11 protein-coding genes and 1 CRISPR repeat array are annotated in these 16,516 nt (G+C 62.6%); of the genes, 8 read left to right on the forward strand and 3 right to left on the reverse strand.

Going from position 1 to position 16,516, the window contains the following annotated elements:
* The 8 genes from casB to LQD11_RS00930 all read left to right on the forward strand — a co-directional run bounded on the left by casB (position 1) and on the right by LQD11_RS00930 (position 12,976).
* Entirely contained in the window at positions 1–552 is a 552-nt protein-coding gene (gene casB / locus LQD11_RS00895) for a type I-E CRISPR-associated protein Cse2/CasB (protein WP_238615834.1), read from the forward strand.
* Positions 549–1,193 (forward strand): type I-E CRISPR-associated protein Cas6/Cse3/CasE, encoded by a 645-nt coding sequence (gene cas6e, locus LQD11_RS00900; protein ID WP_238615835.1) that lies wholly within the window; start codon positions 549–551, stop codon positions 1,191–1,193. The genes casB and cas6e overlap by 4 nt, the downstream gene beginning before the upstream one ends.
* A gap of 14 nt (positions 1,194–1,207) precedes the next feature.
* On the forward strand, positions 1,208–2,332 hold the full coding sequence (cas7e, locus tag LQD11_RS00905) for a type I-E CRISPR-associated protein Cas7/Cse4/CasC (protein ID WP_238615836.1): 1,125 nt from the start codon (positions 1,208–1,210) through the stop codon (positions 2,330–2,332).
* Between the two features lie 8 nt (positions 2,333–2,340).
* On the forward strand, positions 2,341–3,054 hold the full coding sequence (gene cas5e / locus LQD11_RS00910; protein WP_238615837.1) for a type I-E CRISPR-associated protein Cas5/CasD: 714 nt from the start codon (positions 2,341–2,343) through the stop codon (positions 3,052–3,054).
* A 1-nt stretch (position 3,055) separates the two neighbouring features.
* Positions 3,056–3,931, forward strand: a complete 876-nt coding sequence (gene cas1e, locus LQD11_RS00915) for a type I-E CRISPR-associated endonuclease Cas1e (RefSeq protein ID WP_238615838.1) — start codon at positions 3,056–3,058, stop codon at positions 3,929–3,931.
* Positions 3,909–4,196 (forward strand): type I-E CRISPR-associated endoribonuclease Cas2e, encoded by a 288-nt coding sequence (gene cas2e, locus LQD11_RS00920; protein WP_238615839.1) that lies wholly within the window; start codon positions 3,909–3,911, stop codon positions 4,194–4,196. The genes cas1e and cas2e overlap by 23 nt, the downstream gene beginning before the upstream one ends.
* Positions 4,197–4,243: 47 nt before the next feature.
* Positions 4,244–10,615: a CRISPR direct-repeat array (repeat unit 28 nt; unit sequence GTCTTCCCCACGCCCGTGGGGGTGTTTC).
* Between the two features lie 538 nt (positions 10,616–11,153).
* On the forward strand, positions 11,154–11,294 hold the full coding sequence (locus LQD11_RS00925) for a hypothetical protein (RefSeq protein WP_238615840.1): 141 nt from the start codon (positions 11,154–11,156) through the stop codon (positions 11,292–11,294).
* Positions 11,295–11,422: 128 nt separating this feature from the next.
* Positions 11,423–12,976, forward strand: coding sequence for a sensor domain-containing diguanylate cyclase (locus LQD11_RS00930; RefSeq protein WP_238615841.1), 1,554 nt, complete (start codon positions 11,423–11,425; stop codon positions 12,974–12,976).
* A gap of 117 nt (positions 12,977–13,093) precedes the next feature.
* On the opposite strand, the gene LQD11_RS00935 is transcribed toward LQD11_RS00930, so the two are convergent.
* From LQD11_RS00935 to LQD11_RS00945, 3 genes are read right to left on the reverse strand one after another with little or no spacing between them, the layout of a single operon-like run.
* Positions 13,094–13,537 carry a hypothetical protein gene (locus LQD11_RS00935; RefSeq protein ID WP_238615842.1) on the reverse strand — a complete coding sequence of 148 codons (444 nt, stop codon included), beginning with the start codon at positions 13,535–13,537 and terminating at the stop codon, positions 13,094–13,096.
* 17 nt (positions 13,538–13,554) lie between these two features.
* Positions 13,555–15,165 (reverse strand): c-type cytochrome, encoded by a 1,611-nt coding sequence (locus LQD11_RS00940; protein ID WP_238615843.1) that lies wholly within the window; start codon positions 15,163–15,165, stop codon positions 13,555–13,557.
* Position 15,166: 1 nt separating this feature from the next.
* Positions 15,167–16,516, reverse strand: a complete 1,350-nt coding sequence (locus LQD11_RS00945) for an NADH:flavin oxidoreductase (RefSeq protein ID WP_238615844.1) — start codon at positions 16,514–16,516, stop codon at positions 15,167–15,169.

Here is a 16,516-nt window from a genome sequence, read left to right on the forward strand (position 1 = left end):
ATGGAGCCTATGCAATCCCAGGAACAACAGCCGGAAAAAAAACCACCCAGCCGGGAGGAGCGATTTGTTACCGGAGTGCTCAAGGTCTGCACCGAAAACAAGGGTATGGCCGCCCGCCTGCGCCGGGCCGATAACCCGGCGACCGAATATCAGAGCTGGGAGCTGTTGGCGGCCTATGGTATCGAGCTGGACCAGGAGCGCGAACGCCTGCCCTTCGTCACCGTGGCGGCGGCCATTGCCAAGGCAAAGGCCGAGCACAACGGTAGCCTGAGATTGGGGCGTGCCCTGGCGGCTTGCTACGAGAGCGGAAACGCCAGTGACCAGGCCAAGGCTCGCCTGCGGCGATTGCTGGCCTGCGACGATCTGGCCGAGCTGTGCCGCATCTTGCGCCCGCTGCTCTCTCTGATTGACAGCAAGGTGGGCCAGGGGCTCGATTACATCCGCTTGCTCAAGCAACTGCGACATTTTTCGTTCAACGCCCAGCAGGTCAGGGCGCAATGGGCGCAGGAATTCTACGCGCAGGTCTCAAGTGCCGAGGAGGAGGTCGCATGAGCTTGGTCGTCGGCATGCTATACCTCGACCGCCAAGCCAGCAAGGCGCTGCGGATCACCGATCCCTACTCACTGCACCGGGTGGTCTACAGCCTCTACGAGGACGTGCGCAGTGCCGAGGAAAAAAGCGCCAGCCAGACCAGCGGCATCCTCTATGCCGACCAGGGTGGCGACTTCCACAGTCGGCGCATCCTGCTGCTCGCCGACCGCATACCGGCCGCGTGCATCGATGGTCAGTATGGTCAGGTGCAGAGCAAGCCGCTTCCGGACAGCTTTCTGGAACATGATCGCTATCGCTTCAAAGTGATCGTCAACCCAACCCGGCGTAATAATGCCAGCCGTAAGTTGATGCCGGTCAAGGGCCGTGAGGCCATCGGTGACTGGTTCTGCGAGCGCGCCCTGGAGAGTTGGGGCTTCCGGGTATCCCGTGAGCACCTTCAGGTGGACCGGGTCGACGTCCTGCGTTTCAAGGACAAACAGCAACACCCGGTGACCCTTGTGCAGGCCCATGTCCAGGGCCAGTTGGAGGTCACCGACCGTGCACAGTTCCAAAACAGCTTTACCCGAGGCATCGGCCGTGCGCGCGCCTTCGGCTGTGGCCTGCTTCAGGTCGTCCCCCTCATCAATAATCCCTTCTCCTGAAAAGGATTTTCATCATGAACAACGCCTATACCAACACCCGCATTGAGTATCACATCCTGCAGTCATTCCCGGTGACCTGTCTGAACCGCGATGATGTTGGTGCACCGAAAACCGCCTTGGTCGGCGGCGTAACCCGCGCCAGAGTCAGTTCGCAGTGCTGGAAGCGTCAAGTGCGCCTGGCCATGAAAGAGCTAGGCTTGCCGATGGGAACCCGTACCAAGCTCATTGGCTTGCTGATTGCTCGGAAGTGCAAAGAACTTGGTGCTTCAGATGAACAGGCCAATGCATGTGGTCAAGTGATCGAGAAGATCTTTATCAAGGAGGAAAAAAAGGCTAAAGGCAAGAAGAAGGAGCAAGAGGTTGAGGAAGTAGCCGCCACTGACGACGACAATGACACCCTGTTGTTCCTGAGCCCCCGAGAAGTTGAAATCATTGCCGGTGCGTTTCACGAGAATGGTTTTTCTTCTGAGGGTGTAATTACTGCAAAGGAGCAGAAGAAGCAGGCTGCAGAGCTAGCCAAACTCATTGGTAAGCCCGATGAGGTGGTGAATGCGGTTGACATCGCTCTGTTCGGCCGCATGGTCGCCAAGGCCGCTGACATGAACGTCGAGGCAGCAGCGTCATTCGCTCATGCCATCTCCACCCATCGGGTCAGTAACGAGGTGGAGTTTTTTACGGCGCTGGACGACCTGCAGATCGAACCGGGGTCGGCACACATGGGTAGCCTGGAGTTCAATTCGGCGACTTACTACCGTTATGTCAGCCTTGATCTTGGCCAACTGGCGCAAACCCTTGGCGAAGAAAATTTGAAGAAGGCAATCGCTGCCTTCTCTCAGGCGCTGTTTGTCGCCGTGCCCAATGCCCGGCAGACCACCCAATCCGGTGCCAGTCCTTGGGAGTTTGCCCGTGTGCTGGTACGCAAGGGCCAGCGTCTGCAGGTGCCTTTTGAGAAGCCAGTACAGAAAGGCCGTGACGGCGGGTATCTGCAGCCAAGTATAGAGGAGCTGAAAAAGTATCTGGATACAAAGGAAAAACTCTTTGGTTCGCTGTTTGGCAAGCTGGGGAGTTACGACTGGGGTGAGGACAAATCGTTCAGTATTGATGCGCTGATCGCCAAGCTGCAAAGCCATGTGCAGTGAGGTGCGCGATGAGCGAATCCTATCTGTTGCTATGGCTGGAGGCGCCACTGCAGTCTTGGGGACATGACTCCCGCTTTGGCCGGCGCGATAGTCTCGACTTTCCTACCAAGTCCGGTGTGATGGGGCTGCTGTGCTGCGCCCGTGGTGCCGGCGGCGAGGAATGCGACTGGCTGGCTGAATGGGCCGATCTGGACATGCAGTTGGTGGGTTATGTACCGCAGGATCGTCACGGTATGCCGCTCCCGCGTCAGCCGCTACTGCGCGACTTCCACATGGTTGGCAGCGGTTACGATGATCAGGATCCTTGGCAGACCCTGCTGATCCCGAAGACCAGTGAAGGCAAAAAGGCTGTCGGTGGCGGTACCAAGATGACCTATCGCTACTACCTGCAGGACATGGCCTATGCCGTGATCCTGCAGGCGCCGGTCGGGCAGGTCGAGGCGGTAACCGAAGCGCTGATCAATCCAGTCTGGGACTTGTATCTGGGCCGTAAGAACTGCGTGCCTACCGAGTTCGTTTACCAGGGGTGCTACGCAGAGGCAGAACTGGCTGCAAAGGCTGGCGCGGCACTGGCGGCCGAGAAGAAACGCGTCTTCGCGTTTCGGGTGCTTCAGGGCGAGCACGAAGGTGAGGTGCTGACCCTCAACGATGTGCCTTTGCAATTCGGCCCGCACAAGAAATACCGGGATCGTCAGGTGACCGTGCAGAAGTGGGAGGAATGAGATGACTGCCGGGCAACGTCTGTTCGTTAAGGTCACCCGCGACTCCCTGCCCCAAGTGAAGGATAAGTACCCATTCTTGTATCTGGAACGCGGCCGTCTGGAGATCGACGACAGCAGCATCAAGTGGATCGATGCCGACAAAAACGTGGTGCCCCTGCCAGTGGCGACCCTCAATGCGTTGCTACTGGGGCCGGGTACCACGGTCACCCATGATGCGGTCAAGACTGCGGTATCAGCCAATTGCTCGATCTGCTGGGTGGGGGAGGATAGCCTGCTGTTCTATGCGGCAGGGTTTCTACCGACGGCCGATACCCGGAATCTGAAGCAGCAGATCGAACTGGCCTCGGATACACAAAAATCGCTGGAAGTGGCCCGGAGAATGTTTGCCCGGCGTTTTCCAGAGGCCGAGTTGCAGGGCAAGACCCTGAAGGAAATGATGGGCATGGAGGGCTATCGGGTACGTGCTCTGTACCAACAGAAGGCTGAGGAGTATCAGGTCGGCTGGAAGGGGCGCCAATTCACGCCGGGAAAATTCGAACTGGGCGATGTGACCAACCAGATCTTGACCGCCACCAATGCGGCTCTGTACGGCATCCTTTGCTCGGCGGTACACAGCATGGGCTACTCGCCGCATATCGGTTTCATCCATTCCGGCAGTCCGCTGCCATTCATTTACGATCTGGCCGATCTCTACAAGGAGTCACTGTGTATCGACCTGGCTTTTTCGCTCACCCGTGATCTGGCCGGTCGCTACGACAAGCACAAGGTTTCGGCCGCATTCCGTCAGCGGGTGATCGAGATGGATTTGTTGGCCAGGATTGGAGAAGACATCCAGGATACGTTCGGAGGAGGCAATGCTCGTCGTCGTCGCAAATGACCTGCCGCCCGCCGTGCGGGGACGGATGAAGCTTTGGTTTATCGAACCAAGGCCCAATGTTTTCGTCTCTGGAGTCAAGGACTCGGTGGCTTCCACGGTTATCGAGTACCTTTACAAGCATTGCCCACCCGAGTCAGGGTTGATGATGTTCCGCTCCCTGCCACAGCCTCCCGGCTACGAGATCAGAATCATCGGCCCGCCCCGAAAGCCGATGACAAACATCTCGGGTTTACAGCTGGTGATCGAAACCCTTGTATCGAGTTGATTGGCACATATTGTGTGTTCATGTACGCTCTTTAACAATTTGTTGCTGTCTTCCCCACGCCCGTGGGGGTGTTTCCTGATGCAGGCCGCCCTCTGGTCCGATCGCCGCGTCTTCCCCACGCCCGTGGGGGTGTTTCCATCAGCGTGTCAGATGGAACCATCTTCATGCAGTCTTCCCCACGCCCGTGGGGGTGTTTCCGACTACACCGCAGATGAGGACAGCTGGGAAGAGTCTTCCCCACGCCCGTGGGGGTGTTTCTGGGGTGGGTGACGGTCTTTTCTTCCAGGATGAGTCTTCCCCACGCCCGTGGGGGTGTTTCCATGAAGCTGCACGCTCACCTGCTGGGCCGTCAGTCTTCCCCACGCCCGTGGGGGTGTTTCTGGCGGCGTTGTAGGTGCGGGTGTGGTCGAGGGGTCTTCCCCACGCCCGTGGGGGTGTTTCTACCGTATTCATCCGCTGCGGCCTGCGCCGCTCGTCTTCCCCACGCCCGTGGGGGTGTTTCCCCGGCGATATCATTCCAGTGGTCAGGGTACGTGTCTTCCCCACGCCCGTGGGGGTGTTTCTACCGTATTCATCCGCTGCGGCCTGCGCCGCTCGTCTTCCCCACGCCCGTGGGGGTGTTTCCATCATCACCGAGAGAGTGGGGGGAAGCTCTGTGTCTTCCCCACGCCCGTGGGGGTGTTTCCATTGTGGCCCTGCGCTACCTGCCCCTGGAAGCGTCTTCCCCACGCCCGTGGGGGTGTTTCCCATCGGTGCCGGGGGCAACCGCTGGGCCAGGGGTCTTCCCCACGCCCGTGGGGGTGTTTCTTTCATCCAGGACGCGATCCGGGAAATGAACTGGTCTTCCCCACGCCCGTGGGGGTGTTTCCCAGTAGCGCCCCTCGCTTGCGGGCCTGATGCTGTCTTCCCCACGCCCGTGGGGGTGTTTCTTCACCTGCTTCCGGGTGCTATATAGCTAGAGGGTCTTCCCCACGCCCGTGGGGGTGTTTCTACACCGGCCAGATCCTCACCAACGTCACCATCGTCTTCCCCACGCCCGTGGGGGTGTTTCCTGGATCGTGTGAGGCCCGTGCAGCCTAATACCGTCTTCCCCACGCCCGTGGGGGTGTTTCTGCGGGCTTGTCTCCAGAGGTGCGCATTGAGACGTCTTCCCCACGCCCGTGGGGGTGTTTCTCCGCGTCCGACGGTCGTGTCTGCACGGTGATCGTCTTCCCCACGCCCGTGGGGGTGTTTCTTTTCCAGTTAATGGGTCAGGGTATTGGATGCCGTCTTCCCCACGCCCGTGGGGGTGTTTCCGTATGAGAGGCACATGGTGCCTGTAGTGGTTCGTCTTCCCCACGCCCGTGGGGGTGTTTCTGACGAAGTACGGCACGCCAGTGTTCGGGTTGAGTCTTCCCCACGCCCGTGGGGGTGTTTCTCGCCCGCGATTTTCACCGCCAGTCCGGCGATGGTCTTCCCCACGCCCGTGGGGGTGTTTCTCGCGCCCGGTGACGATCACATATCCCGCCGTGGTCTTCCCCACGCCCGTGGGGGTGTTTCCAATGCAGTAACAGGCAACCCCGCTTCCCAAGTGTCTTCCCCACGCCCGTGGGGGTGTTTCCTCACGTCCGGCGTCAAAGATGCCACCCAGCCGGTCTTCCCCACGCCCGTGGGGGTGTTTCTGACGAACCGCCCATTGCGGCGCTCGTCGATCAGTCTTCCCCACGCCCGTGGGGGTGTTTCCGACGCCGGGCATTTCCCGGGGGATCGCACGCTGTCTTCCCCACGCCCGTGGGGGTGTTTCCGACGCGTCGGGATTAAAGTGTACGCGCCAAGCGTCTTCCCCACGCCCGTGGGGGTGTTTCTCCCGCCGCCGGCCTGGAGGTGGCCATGGCAGCGTCTTCCCCACGCCCGTGGGGGTGTTTCTTCGGCGCCTTCCGAAGCAGCGAGGCCAATGAGGTCTTCCCCACGCCCGTGGGGGTGTTTCTTCATCTGCCATCAAGTTGGCCGCACACGCTGGGTCTTCCCCACGCCCGTGGGGGTGTTTCCCTGCGACAAGTTTGTGACCGCAGCATAACTGGGTCTTCCCCACGCCCGTGGGGGTGTTTCCGGCAGATGACCCACCGACTGATTCAGTACATCGTCTTCCCCACGCCCGTGGGGGTGTTTCCGGACGATCCACGGCGGGATATGTGATCGTCACGTCTTCCCCACGCCCGTGGGGGTGTTTCTGTGGGTGAGGATCAGGATGGCGGTCATGCTCGGTCTTCCCCACGCCCGTGGGGGTGTTTCCCATTTGGGCGTGAAAGGATCGCCACACATGCGGTCTTCCCCACGCCCGTGGGGGTGTTTCCGGGGCGCACGGCAGGCGGCCGCGTACTGCCCAGTCTTCCCCACGCCCGTGGGGGTGTTTCCCGCGGCGCCCAGGACTCGAAAACCATCAGGGAGTCTTCCCCACGCCCGTGGGGGTGTTTCCAAGATCCTGTCATTGACCGGTGAGGGTGCGGAGTCTTCCCCACGCCCGTGGGGGTGTTTCTCGCTCGCCTGAAGGACTCGGGCATGAGCTTGAGTCTTCCCCACGCCCGTGGGGGTGTTTCTGCTAGCGCATTGGCCTCAAAAGGCTTCGCTGGGTCTTCCCCACGCCCGTGGGGGTGTTTCCAGCGCGCCGTACAGCCACTCGCCGATGCGATCGTCTTCCCCACGCCCGTGGGGGTGTTTCCTCTTCGCGAACTGATGTCTGCCGCCCTCGACCGTCTTCCCCACGCCCGTGGGGGTGTTTCTTCCAGGCATCCGGTTCGTTAGCACCAAAAGCCGTCTTCCCCACGCCCGTGGGGGTGTTTCTGACGACTTACTACATCGACCTGAATGACCCGGGTCTTCCCCACGCCCGTGGGGGTGTTTCTCTCGGCCAGGGCGCATGTTGAGGCTGAGTTTTGTCTTCCCCACGCCCGTGGGGGTGTTTCTACACGCGCCCACCATTCGACCAGGCTGACGCGGTCTTCCCCACGCCCGTGGGGGTGTTTCTATCCTCTCTTCATCCGTGGCCGCCGACCAAGCGTCTTCCCCACGCCCGTGGGGGTGTTTCTCAGTCCGTGGGCGGCCATCCACGCAGTCTGCAGTCTTCCCCACGCCCGTGGGGGTGTTTCCATGTGATGCAGCACCGTGCCGGTGAGCAGGGCGTCTTCCCCACGCCCGTGGGGGTGTTTCTGTGACCGTCTGCCACGGCTTCCTTGAGGAGGTGTCTTCCCCACGCCCGTGGGGGTGTTTCTATGAGTCGGCAATCTGCTGCGTCCGAGGAGATGTCTTCCCCACGCCCGTGGGGGTGTTTCCAAGGCTGGCGATGGAGAAGCTGCTGATCGTGCGTCTTCCCCACGCCCGTGGGGGTGTTTCTGGTGGTGGCGGTCGTAAGCGTGATGTGGTCGTGTCTTCCCCACGCCCGTGGGGGTGTTTCTGGGACTGCCCCTGCCGCTACTGCCCCTGCCACGTCTTCCCCACGCCCGTGGGGGTGTTTCCCACCGCCACAGCCGCACCCGCCGTCATGGCACGTCTTCCCCACGCCCGTGGGGGTGTTTCCCCGGAGCGGGACGGCAGCGCCACCGATCAGCGGTCTTCCCCACGCCCGTGGGGGTGTTTCCGCCCGCCTGCAGCAGCTCACGCTCACCGAAAAGTCTTCCCCACGCCCGTGGGGGTGTTTCTGGTCGCGCCCCGCCTGGCCTGATTTTTCGAAGGTCTTCCCCACGCCCGTGGGGGTGTTTCTCAGACCCGGACTTACAAGTACCCCGTCTCCGTGTCTTCCCCACGCCCGTGGGGGTGTTTCCACCTGCACCCGCTGCCCGTGGTAGGCCGCCAGGTCTTCCCCACGCCCGTGGGGGTGTTTCTGCGGCCTAGTGGGCTCACCCCCGGAGAAGTACGTCTTCCCCACGCCCGTGGGGGTGTTTCCCGCCTGGCCGTTGGCGGCGTGACGGGCATCACGTCTTCCCCACGCCCGTGGGGGTGTTTCCTCGGCGGCCTGGATGGCCTCGCTGACCGCTTGGTCTTCCCCACGCCCGTGGGGGTGTTTCCTCCCTGAAGTTGGCGGGTCTGAGGCCCTTGAGGTCTTCCCCACGCCCGTGGGGGTGTTTCTCCATCACCGGCTGATTACAGCCCTTGCCTTGCGTCTTCCCCACGCCCGTGGGGGTGTTTCCGGCAAAGGATTTGAGATTCTCATGCCCGGCATGTCTTCCCCACGCCCGTGGGGGTGTTTCCGAGTCCGGAGAGTTGCACATCCGCCCCGGCGAGTCTTCCCCACGCCCGTGGGGGTGTTTCTAACCTTCAGCGCCGGGTGCTGGACGATGACCAGTCTTCCCCACGCCCGTGGGGGTGTTTCTGAGCTGGCCGGGCAGGATGATGCCGGTCTCGGGTCTTCCCCACGCCCGTGGGGGTGTTTCCCACGCTGGGCCTGGGGGTGTACCCTGAAGTCTGTCTTCCCCACGCCCGTGGGGGTGTTTCTGGGGACCGGCACAGCACGGACCTGGGCCGTCGGTCTTCCCCACGCCCGTGGGGGTGTTTCCCCAGCCCTATTCTCTTGCAGGAGAACTAGACCGTCTTCCCCACGCCCGTGGGGGTGTTTCGATTACCCCACCAATCAAAGAAAACGATTGGCCGTCTTCCCCACGCCCGTGGGGGTGTTTCCAGCGTCTCGTCCTGGCTGTCCACGGCCAGCCCGTCTTCCCCACGCCCGTGGGGGTGTTTCTCCGCGTTCATGCGCGTGCGGTGAGCCAGGACGGTCTTCCCCACGCCCGTGGGGGTGTTTCTCACGCGAGGTCAACCGGGCCGACCGTGGGTGTGTCTTCCCCACGCCCGTGGGGGTGTTTCTACCAGATGGGTCTGGGAGGCTCTCCGGGGGTGGTCTTCCCCACGCCCGTGGGGGTGTTTCCCAGCGGCTCGTCGCTGGCTCTCGGGGTGTAGCGTCTTCCCCACGCCCGTGGGGGTGTTTCCCCTGTCGGTGCTGTTGTCGGACTGGTATTGACGTCTTCCCCACGCCCGTGGGGGTGTTTCTGAGTAGCGGCGTGTTGAAGATCCGGCTGGCGAGTCTTCCCCACGCCCGTGGGGGTGTTTCCGACGCCCCGGCATTGAGAGCGGCCAGCCCAGCGTCTTCCCCACGCCCGTGGGGGTGTTTCTTTCTTCCTCGTCGATGGGGATTACGACCTGGAGTCTTCCCCACGCCCGTGGGGGTGTTTCCACCAACTCGCCGCCGAAGCGGCATAAGGAGAGGTCTTCCCCACGCCCGTGGGGGTGTTTCCGCAAGGCGCGGGAGAAGGCTGAGGCCGAGCAGGTCTTCCCCACGCCCGTGGGGGTGTTTCCCCCGCAGAGATAGGTCAAGCCCCTAGCGGGTGGTCTTCCCCACGCCCGTGGGGGTGTTTCCCCCGCAGAGATAGGTCAAGCCCCTAGCGGGTGGTCTTCCCCACGCCCGTGGGGGTGTTTCCGAGTAGCCCCGGCCCAGCCGGTTCATCACACGGTCTTCCCCACGCCCGTGGGGGTGTTTCTATCTGAGTCAGGCGCGGGAAGCGGACCAGTGAGTCTTCCCCACGCCCGTGGGGGTGTTTCCCAGCGCGAAGGTGCAGACGGCAATGAGGGGTCGTCTTCCCCACGCCCGTGGGGGTGTTTCCGCTGCCGGGTTCGACAGAAGCAGGGCGACGGGGTCTTCCCCACGCCCGTGGGGGTGTTTCCTGCTCCGACGACGGCAGAACGGGCTTGCGGCCGTCTTCCCCACGCCCGTGGGGGTGTTTCCGCCCTGGGTGAGCTGGTAGGGCACGGTCCGGTGTCTTCCCCACGCCCGTGGGGGTGTTTCCAGGTCGCGGCAATGGGCTACCCGGGCGCGGAAGTCTTCCCCACGCCCGTGGGGGTGTTTCCGACGACATGCCTCTAAAGCGGCGATGGAAGGCGTCTTCCCCACGCCCGTGGGGGTGTTTCTCGTCTATCGAGCGCATGAAAGCCCGATGGCAGGTCTTCCCCACGCCCGTGGGGGTGTTTCCGCGGCCTTGAGCTGGGGCATGTTCTCCCGGTAGTCTTCCCCACGCCCGTGGGGGTGTTTCTGACTTGTGACCAGACGAGCCAAGCCGCGCCCCGTCTTCCCCACGCCCGTGGGGGTGTTTCTTCACCTCGGACAGGTCTCCGGTCAGGGTTTCGGTCTTCCCCACGCCCGTGGGGGTGTTTCCCTGGCCCGGGCCGGCCTCTCGGTCAACGAGACGTCTTCCCCACATCCGTGGGGGTGTTTCCTCGGGCCATGAATTTGAGGCTGCCGTCCGGGGGTCTTCCCCACGTCCGTGGGGGTGTTTCCCTCACCGAGGATTAGGCGCCCTTTTGAAGGTGGTCTTCCCCACGCCCGTGGGGGTGTTTCCAGATGGGGGTGGCGGAACTGACCGGCGTCGATGTCTTCCCCACGCTCGTGGGGATATTTCTACGAAGGGGGTTATTTTTTCGGGTAACTACTCACACCCCCTGCCTGTCACTGTGTTTAGCGCACTCAAGAAGCGCCGGATGCTGCTGGCGTTGGAAACGACTTTATATTGGCAGGAAAAAACAGGAGTGACTTGGCCGCCCAAGGGCCCACGTCCGAAACGGATCCATGGTATGAGCACAACGGCCCCATGCCCGGCCAAGTCGTCACAGGTGTATAGCCGAAGGAAATGAAATGACCTGACGGCACCCCTGCCGCAACGTCCGCAACGTTTCGTGGTATGAGCACGACGGTTCGATGCGCTCGCCAAGTCCAACACGAGTATAGCAAGTGATCGAAGTGCAGATCGACGCCAGCGAGGTGACCGCCGCGCTGGAGCGCCTGGGTCAGGCGACCGGAGTCCTGAAAACCCATGATATGTTGGGATAAACCGTTCGGCTGGATGAGCCGCCTCGCCGACATCATGCGCTCCCCGCAGGTGACCTCGCCCATGTCGGTGGTTATCCTTACTACTACTTGCTTCCGGAGCGGGGTGATTCGTGAAATTAGTGGTTCAGGGCGCTCTGCTCATGCTGGCCGCCATAGGGTTGGCTGCAGCCTCGGTGGATCTGGCGGTGATGGTTTTGTTCGCTGCCCTGGGCGTGATCGTTACGGGCTTGGTCCGGGCGTTTTTGACATAAGCGGGTTCGGTGGTACACGGGTTCGAACTGGGTCCCGCGCAGAACCTCCATTTGCAGGATCAAATCCTTTCCATAGCGCCCATACCCCTCCCTCGATCTGCTGACGGATAACGACCTATAATTGCGGAATGTGGCTGCAAGAGATCCAACAGTTTGCCGCCGGGGCCGCCACGGCACCAGGCGTGGCGGCGACCATCCAACCTCTGCTGGGGATCCTCCAGCGGGTCACGGGTCTGGAGTCGGTGTTCCTCACCCGGATTTCCAGGGGCACTCAGACGGTCCTGTTCTCCCATAACACCGACCAGTTGCAGATCCTTGCAGGTATGTCGGCTCCCTGGGAAGACACCCTCTGCAGCCGTGCCTTGGCTGATGAGCGCCTGTTGGTCAATGATGTGGATGAACGCTGGCCGGATTCACAGGCCGGTAATGCCCTGGGCGTGAAGACTTACCTCACGTTCCCCATCCGTGGTGCCGACGGTACGGTTCAGGGCACCCTCTGTGGTGCCAGTTGTCAGCCGGTGGATGTGACGCCCGAGGCCATGGCCATCGTCGGCATGTTTGCCGAAGTCATCTCCGCACAGTTGCTGCGAGAGATCAATCTTGATACCGCTTACCATCGGGCGGAGCGGGCCGAGGCGCTGGTGCACAAGATGGCCATCGCCTCGGAGATCGGCAATCTGTGTCTTGAGGCCCGCGATCTTCATCAGACCCTGAAGCAGGTGGCCCGGCGTCTGGAGGCCGTCCCGGTCTGGCGGCATGTCGTTTGTTTTCGCATGCAGGCCGGCCGCCCCGTGGTGGACGAGGGGCAGCAACCGGGCGATTACGAGCAGCTTATCAGGGTGGTGCTGGAGCAGTTGGGCGATTCGGTGCAATACATGCACTCCAGAGACAATCCCCCCTTGCTGCAGGGGGCCGAGCAAGTGGAGGTCACTGCCGAGTTGCGGGCCAGGCTGGGTCTTGGCGGCAGGGGAGCGGTGGGTGTGCTCACCGCGGCCACCCATAAGGATCTGGAGGGCGGCATCCTGATCCTGGCGGATGAGCCGGTGGCTCCGACCGGGGGGGATGGTCTGTTGCTGATTGCCGTATCCAACTATCTTTCCCTGCTGGCGATCCGGCTCAGGGATTACGAACAGCTCCAGGCCGCCAATCGTGAGCTGACTCGTTTTGCGCTGAATGATCCCCTGACGGGGCTGCCCAATCGCCGTTATCTGTTCGAGACGGTCCAGCGCCTGGTGTCGCAGGCTGCCCGGCTGGGGGAGTCGGTGGTGGTGCTGTTCATCGATCTGGACGGTTTCAAGCAGATCAACGATCGTTTCGGGCATCGTAGCGGTGATTATTTTCTGGTGCAGTTCGGCCGGCGTCTGAGCGCGGCCTTGCGGGAGGGTGACTTTGCCGCCCGCTATGGAGGTGATGAGTTCGTCGTTCTGGCGGTGACGCCGGGTTCGGGTGAGGATGCGGTGTCCCAACAGCAAGCAAGGCAATTTGCGGACCGTATCGGTCTTGCCCTCATGGGAACATTCGACTTGGAGGGGGCGGTCATCGACTACAGGGGACCCAGTATCGGTGTGGTGATCTGGGACTCGGACGAGGACATCGAGGCCTTGCTGCATCGAGCGGACAAGGCCATGTATGTGGAGAAGATCCGGCGCCGCGGACCGCCGCCGTTCACCGGCCCTCGGTAAATCGGGTCAATGTCCTGCGAAACGCCCATGATTCGCAAGGATGGCGGCTGCCCAACATCGTACCTGCCGTAATGGGGCATCACGGACGATGCCCTGCCTCGGTGTGATCCGGGATCTCTATGGTCGAGACATCAGTTCCGCTTCGGCAAGGCGGAAATAGAGGATCGCCAGGGCCGCGGCGAAGATCAGGTCGAATAGCGCAAACCATAGCAGCCCACGCAGGGCGGCGCCGCCGAACAGTGCCATGAGAAGAAACAGCGTCCCCATGCCGAATCGTCCCAGTATCCCCACCATGTTGGGCCATCGGGTTTTCAGGGGGGATAGCCAGCCGGGCAGGTAGAGCATCACCGCCAGCAGCAGCATGCCGCCCCAGGCACGGAACATGTGCATCGTCTCTTCCAGTGGCAGGCCGGCGGCCCGTGCCAGAGTGGTGGGGGACAGGATTGCCCATAGGCCGACCAGGACCAGTAGGAGCAGGTTGATGCCCAGTACCTGACGGTAGCGCTTTTCCAGGGTGCGGGCCTGTCCCCGGGTCCAGCCCAGATTCAAGGTGTGATCCATGATTGCAGCCCTCCGCGTCAGAAGGTTCTCAGGTAGGCCAGCACCGCTGACCGCTGGGCGGCGGTGAGACTGGCGGTGGCGTAGTCATGACCGCCATTGCCGTTACCCGGCAGGCGTGTATCGAAGCAGAAAAATCCCGTCGGAACCGGCTCTTCCGGATCACAGGGCGGGGAGACGAATCCCACCCGTTCCGGGTCCAGGATGTCGCTTCCCCGCAGGAACGTGGTGGGTCGTTGTTCCGGGGGCAGTAGCAGGTGATACAGGGTGGGAACCGAACCGTTATGCAGAAACGGTCCGCGCAGCCAGAGGCCATCCAGGGGATGGTTGGCATATCCCTGGGTTTTCACGAACGCCCTGAAGCCCAGGTATTCCCGCTGGGCCTGCCGGAAGGATTCCGTGTAGGAGTCCAGGCGGGCACGATCGGTCCCTATCGTCTCAATGGGCTCCACCTGGCCGAGACGGTCTCCTTCAAACACATAACCCCGGTCGCCCTGATGGCCGTGACAGGCGGCGCAGTGTTCCATGTACAGTGACTTGCCATGCTCCAGTACCTGTGGGGGCACGGGCTCGGGCATCAGTCCGGGGAGGGGGCTTGGAGGAGGAGCCAGATCCTTGAGCCAGTTGGCCACGCGTTGGATGGCCCGGTGGTCCGCCTCGGTGGCGGTGGCCAGATCCAGTCCGGCGCCCACTGCGGCGGAGAGGTTGCGTTCACGCAGGCTGGGGTTGTTGCCATCCCAGTGCAGATGCATGCCTTCCCGGGGGCCTTGGTGAAAGATGGAGGGGAAATCGGCTGCGCCGATGCGCTCTTCGGGGCTCAGTTCGGCCCAGGTCTGGCGCAGTTGAATGAGCTTGTAGGGGTTGAAGGTATCGACCCGGCCCGGACCCCAGGCCGGTTGTCCGGCCATCATGGGTCCCAGTCGCTGGGCCTGCATGATGAGTCCTTCCCGCAACCGGGGCAGGACCACCCAGCGCCAAATCCGTCGTTCCAGCCTGCCCAGTGGCCCGGTGTTCTCTTCCAGCACGGGTAGCAGTTGATCCGGTGCCAGGCGTTCATCAGTGGCGATGTGGCCGAGAAAGCCGATGAACCGGTGCAGATCCAGGTTGTTGGAGGGCATGCCGCTGACCCGGTGTCTTTCTCCGGTCGGTGCGAAGATGTCCGGGGTGTCGGAGCCGGGGGCACGCCAGGTGCCGGTGTGGCAGACCGAGCAGTTGAACCAGACCAGATCCACGCCGTTGACGCGACGCTGGGAGAGGCCGATGGGCAGGTCCGCCGGGCGGCCACGCCGATCGTATTCATAGAGAAAGCCGAACGCGGCGTAGGCCCCGTCTCCTTGCGACAGGGCGGTTTCGAAGGTGTCGGGAAACAGGGCCGGCAGTGTCTTCCAGACCCGCGCGGGAATCCCGCTGCTGCGTTCGGCACCGATGGAGCCGTGGTGAAAGTGTGCCAGGTCCGAGCGGTAGTGGGGGGTGGATTCGCCGGTATAGCGTATCAGCGCCACGGTGCCCACCAGCAGGATGATCAGGCCGATCACCAGGGCGATGATGAGGATCACGGCCAGCGGCAGGGTCCACCAGCGCCGGCGTGCGCGGGCCGCTTCGACGGCCGTGAGATGGGTATCCGCAGCCATGTCAGTGACCCTCCGGTTCGGGGATGCGCAACTCGGCCCGGGTGCGATAGATGCTCATGATGTCTTCGATCATGGCCTCACGGCTGGGATACCGTGCCTGCTCATAGCAACCCATGGGGTTCTTGGGGGCGTTGGTGAGGCATTTGTTGCAGTAGGTACAGGGGCGTTCCGGTAGATTCCGGCCGGCCCGCCATTGCTGCACCAGATCGGGATTGGCCACCAGGGAGCGGGCGATGGCGACACCGTCGCAGGCACCTTCGCTCAGGGCGGCGCGGACGAAATCGGCGCTCTGGTAACCGCCGGTGGTGATGACGGGGATGTTCACGGCCCGTTTGATGGCCCGGCATTCGTCCAGACTCACGCCCTCGATGGGCAGGCCCCGCTGCATGCGGTGCCACAGCCAGCGGAACAGGGGGCGCAGCAGCGGGTAGCGGAACAGCAGGTAGTTGCGAAATCCGTTGACGCCGGCGGAGATCATGGCGTCGTAGGTCACCGCCAGTGTTTCCAGGGGGAGTTCGCCGGGTGGGTTCAGCGGGTGCGGGAACATGGCCCCGGTGGACACGTGAATGGCATCCGCGCCGGTGGCCTCGCACCATCGGGCCACCTGTATCGTGTCGGCCAGGGTATTGCCGGGTTTCTCCCAGGGCAGCACCTGATTGCGGTCGATGGCGCTCAATTTGACCTGCAGATGGAAGTCGCGCCCCACGCGCCGACGGATCGCCTCGATCACTTCGAGCAGGAATCTTGCCCGGTTGGTGAGCGAGCCGCCGTAACGGTCGGTGCGGTCATTGATGGCCGAGCTCAGGAACTGGGTGAAGAGATAGCCGTTGGCGGCGTGCAGTTCGACACCGTCCAGCCCCGCCTCCCGGGCGCGCCAGGCCCCCTGGGCGAAGGCATTCACCAGGCGTTCGATCTCACCCTCGCCCATGGCGCGGCAGAGAAAACCGTGCAGGGGTTCCTTGCGGTGGGTGGGGCTGGGGGCGGGGCGATGCTGGTTGTGAATGCCGGGGAGGTCCATCTGTCGCCCCGAATGGCTCAGCTGGAGAATGAATCGGCAGTCGTGACGATGCACCGCTTCCCCCAGGCGGGCCCACAGGGGAATGAAGTCGTTGCGGTGGATGGTGGCATATCCGGCGATGATTCTGCCGTGCATGGCCACCGGCACATAGGATGACAGGATGGCACCCACGCCGCCTTGGGCGAAGCGACATTCCCAGTTGATCCGGGTCTGGGTCAGGGAGCCGTCTTCATTGTCGAAGCGTCCCGAGATATTGGAACGTAGAATCCGGTTTTTCAGTGTCAGGTTGCGAAAGACCAGCGGGGTGAAGATCGGGTCCTGATCCGGGCTCAT

Origin of the sequence: Ectothiorhodospira shaposhnikovii (assembly GCF_022227765.1) — a bacterium.
GTDB lineage: Bacteria > Pseudomonadota > Gammaproteobacteria > Ectothiorhodospirales > Ectothiorhodospiraceae > Ectothiorhodospira.

Bases quoted from the DNA above. Each gene is read 5' to 3' on its own strand.
- casB (WP_238615834.1), top strand. From the start codon at position 1: ATGGAGCCTATGCAATCCCAGGAACAACAGCCGGAAAAAAAACCACCC.
- cas6e (WP_238615835.1), top strand. From the start codon at position 549: ATGAGCTTGGTCGTCGGCATGCTATACCTCGACCGCCAAGCCAGCAAG.
- cas7e (WP_238615836.1), top strand. From the start codon at position 1,208: ATGAACAACGCCTATACCAACACCCGCATTGAGTATCACATCCTGCAG.
- cas5e (WP_238615837.1), top strand. From the start codon at position 2,341: ATGAGCGAATCCTATCTGTTGCTATGGCTGGAGGCGCCACTGCAGTCT.
- cas1e (WP_238615838.1), top strand. From the start codon at position 3,056: ATGACTGCCGGGCAACGTCTGTTCGTTAAGGTCACCCGCGACTCCCTG.
- cas2e (WP_238615839.1), top strand. From the start codon at position 3,909: ATGCTCGTCGTCGTCGCAAATGACCTGCCGCCCGCCGTGCGGGGACGG.
- LQD11_RS00930 (WP_238615841.1), top strand. From the start codon at position 11,423: ATGTGGCTGCAAGAGATCCAACAGTTTGCCGCCGGGGCCGCCACGGCA.
- LQD11_RS00935 (WP_238615842.1), bottom strand. From the start codon at position 13,537: ATGGATCACACCTTGAATCTGGGCTGGACCCGGGGACAGGCCCGCACC.
- LQD11_RS00940 (WP_238615843.1), bottom strand. From the start codon at position 15,165: ATGGCTGCGGATACCCATCTCACGGCCGTCGAAGCGGCCCGCGCACGC.
- LQD11_RS00945 (WP_238615844.1), bottom strand. From the start codon at position 16,516: ATGAGCCCGGATCAGGACCCGATCTTCACCCCGCTGGTCTTTCGCAAC.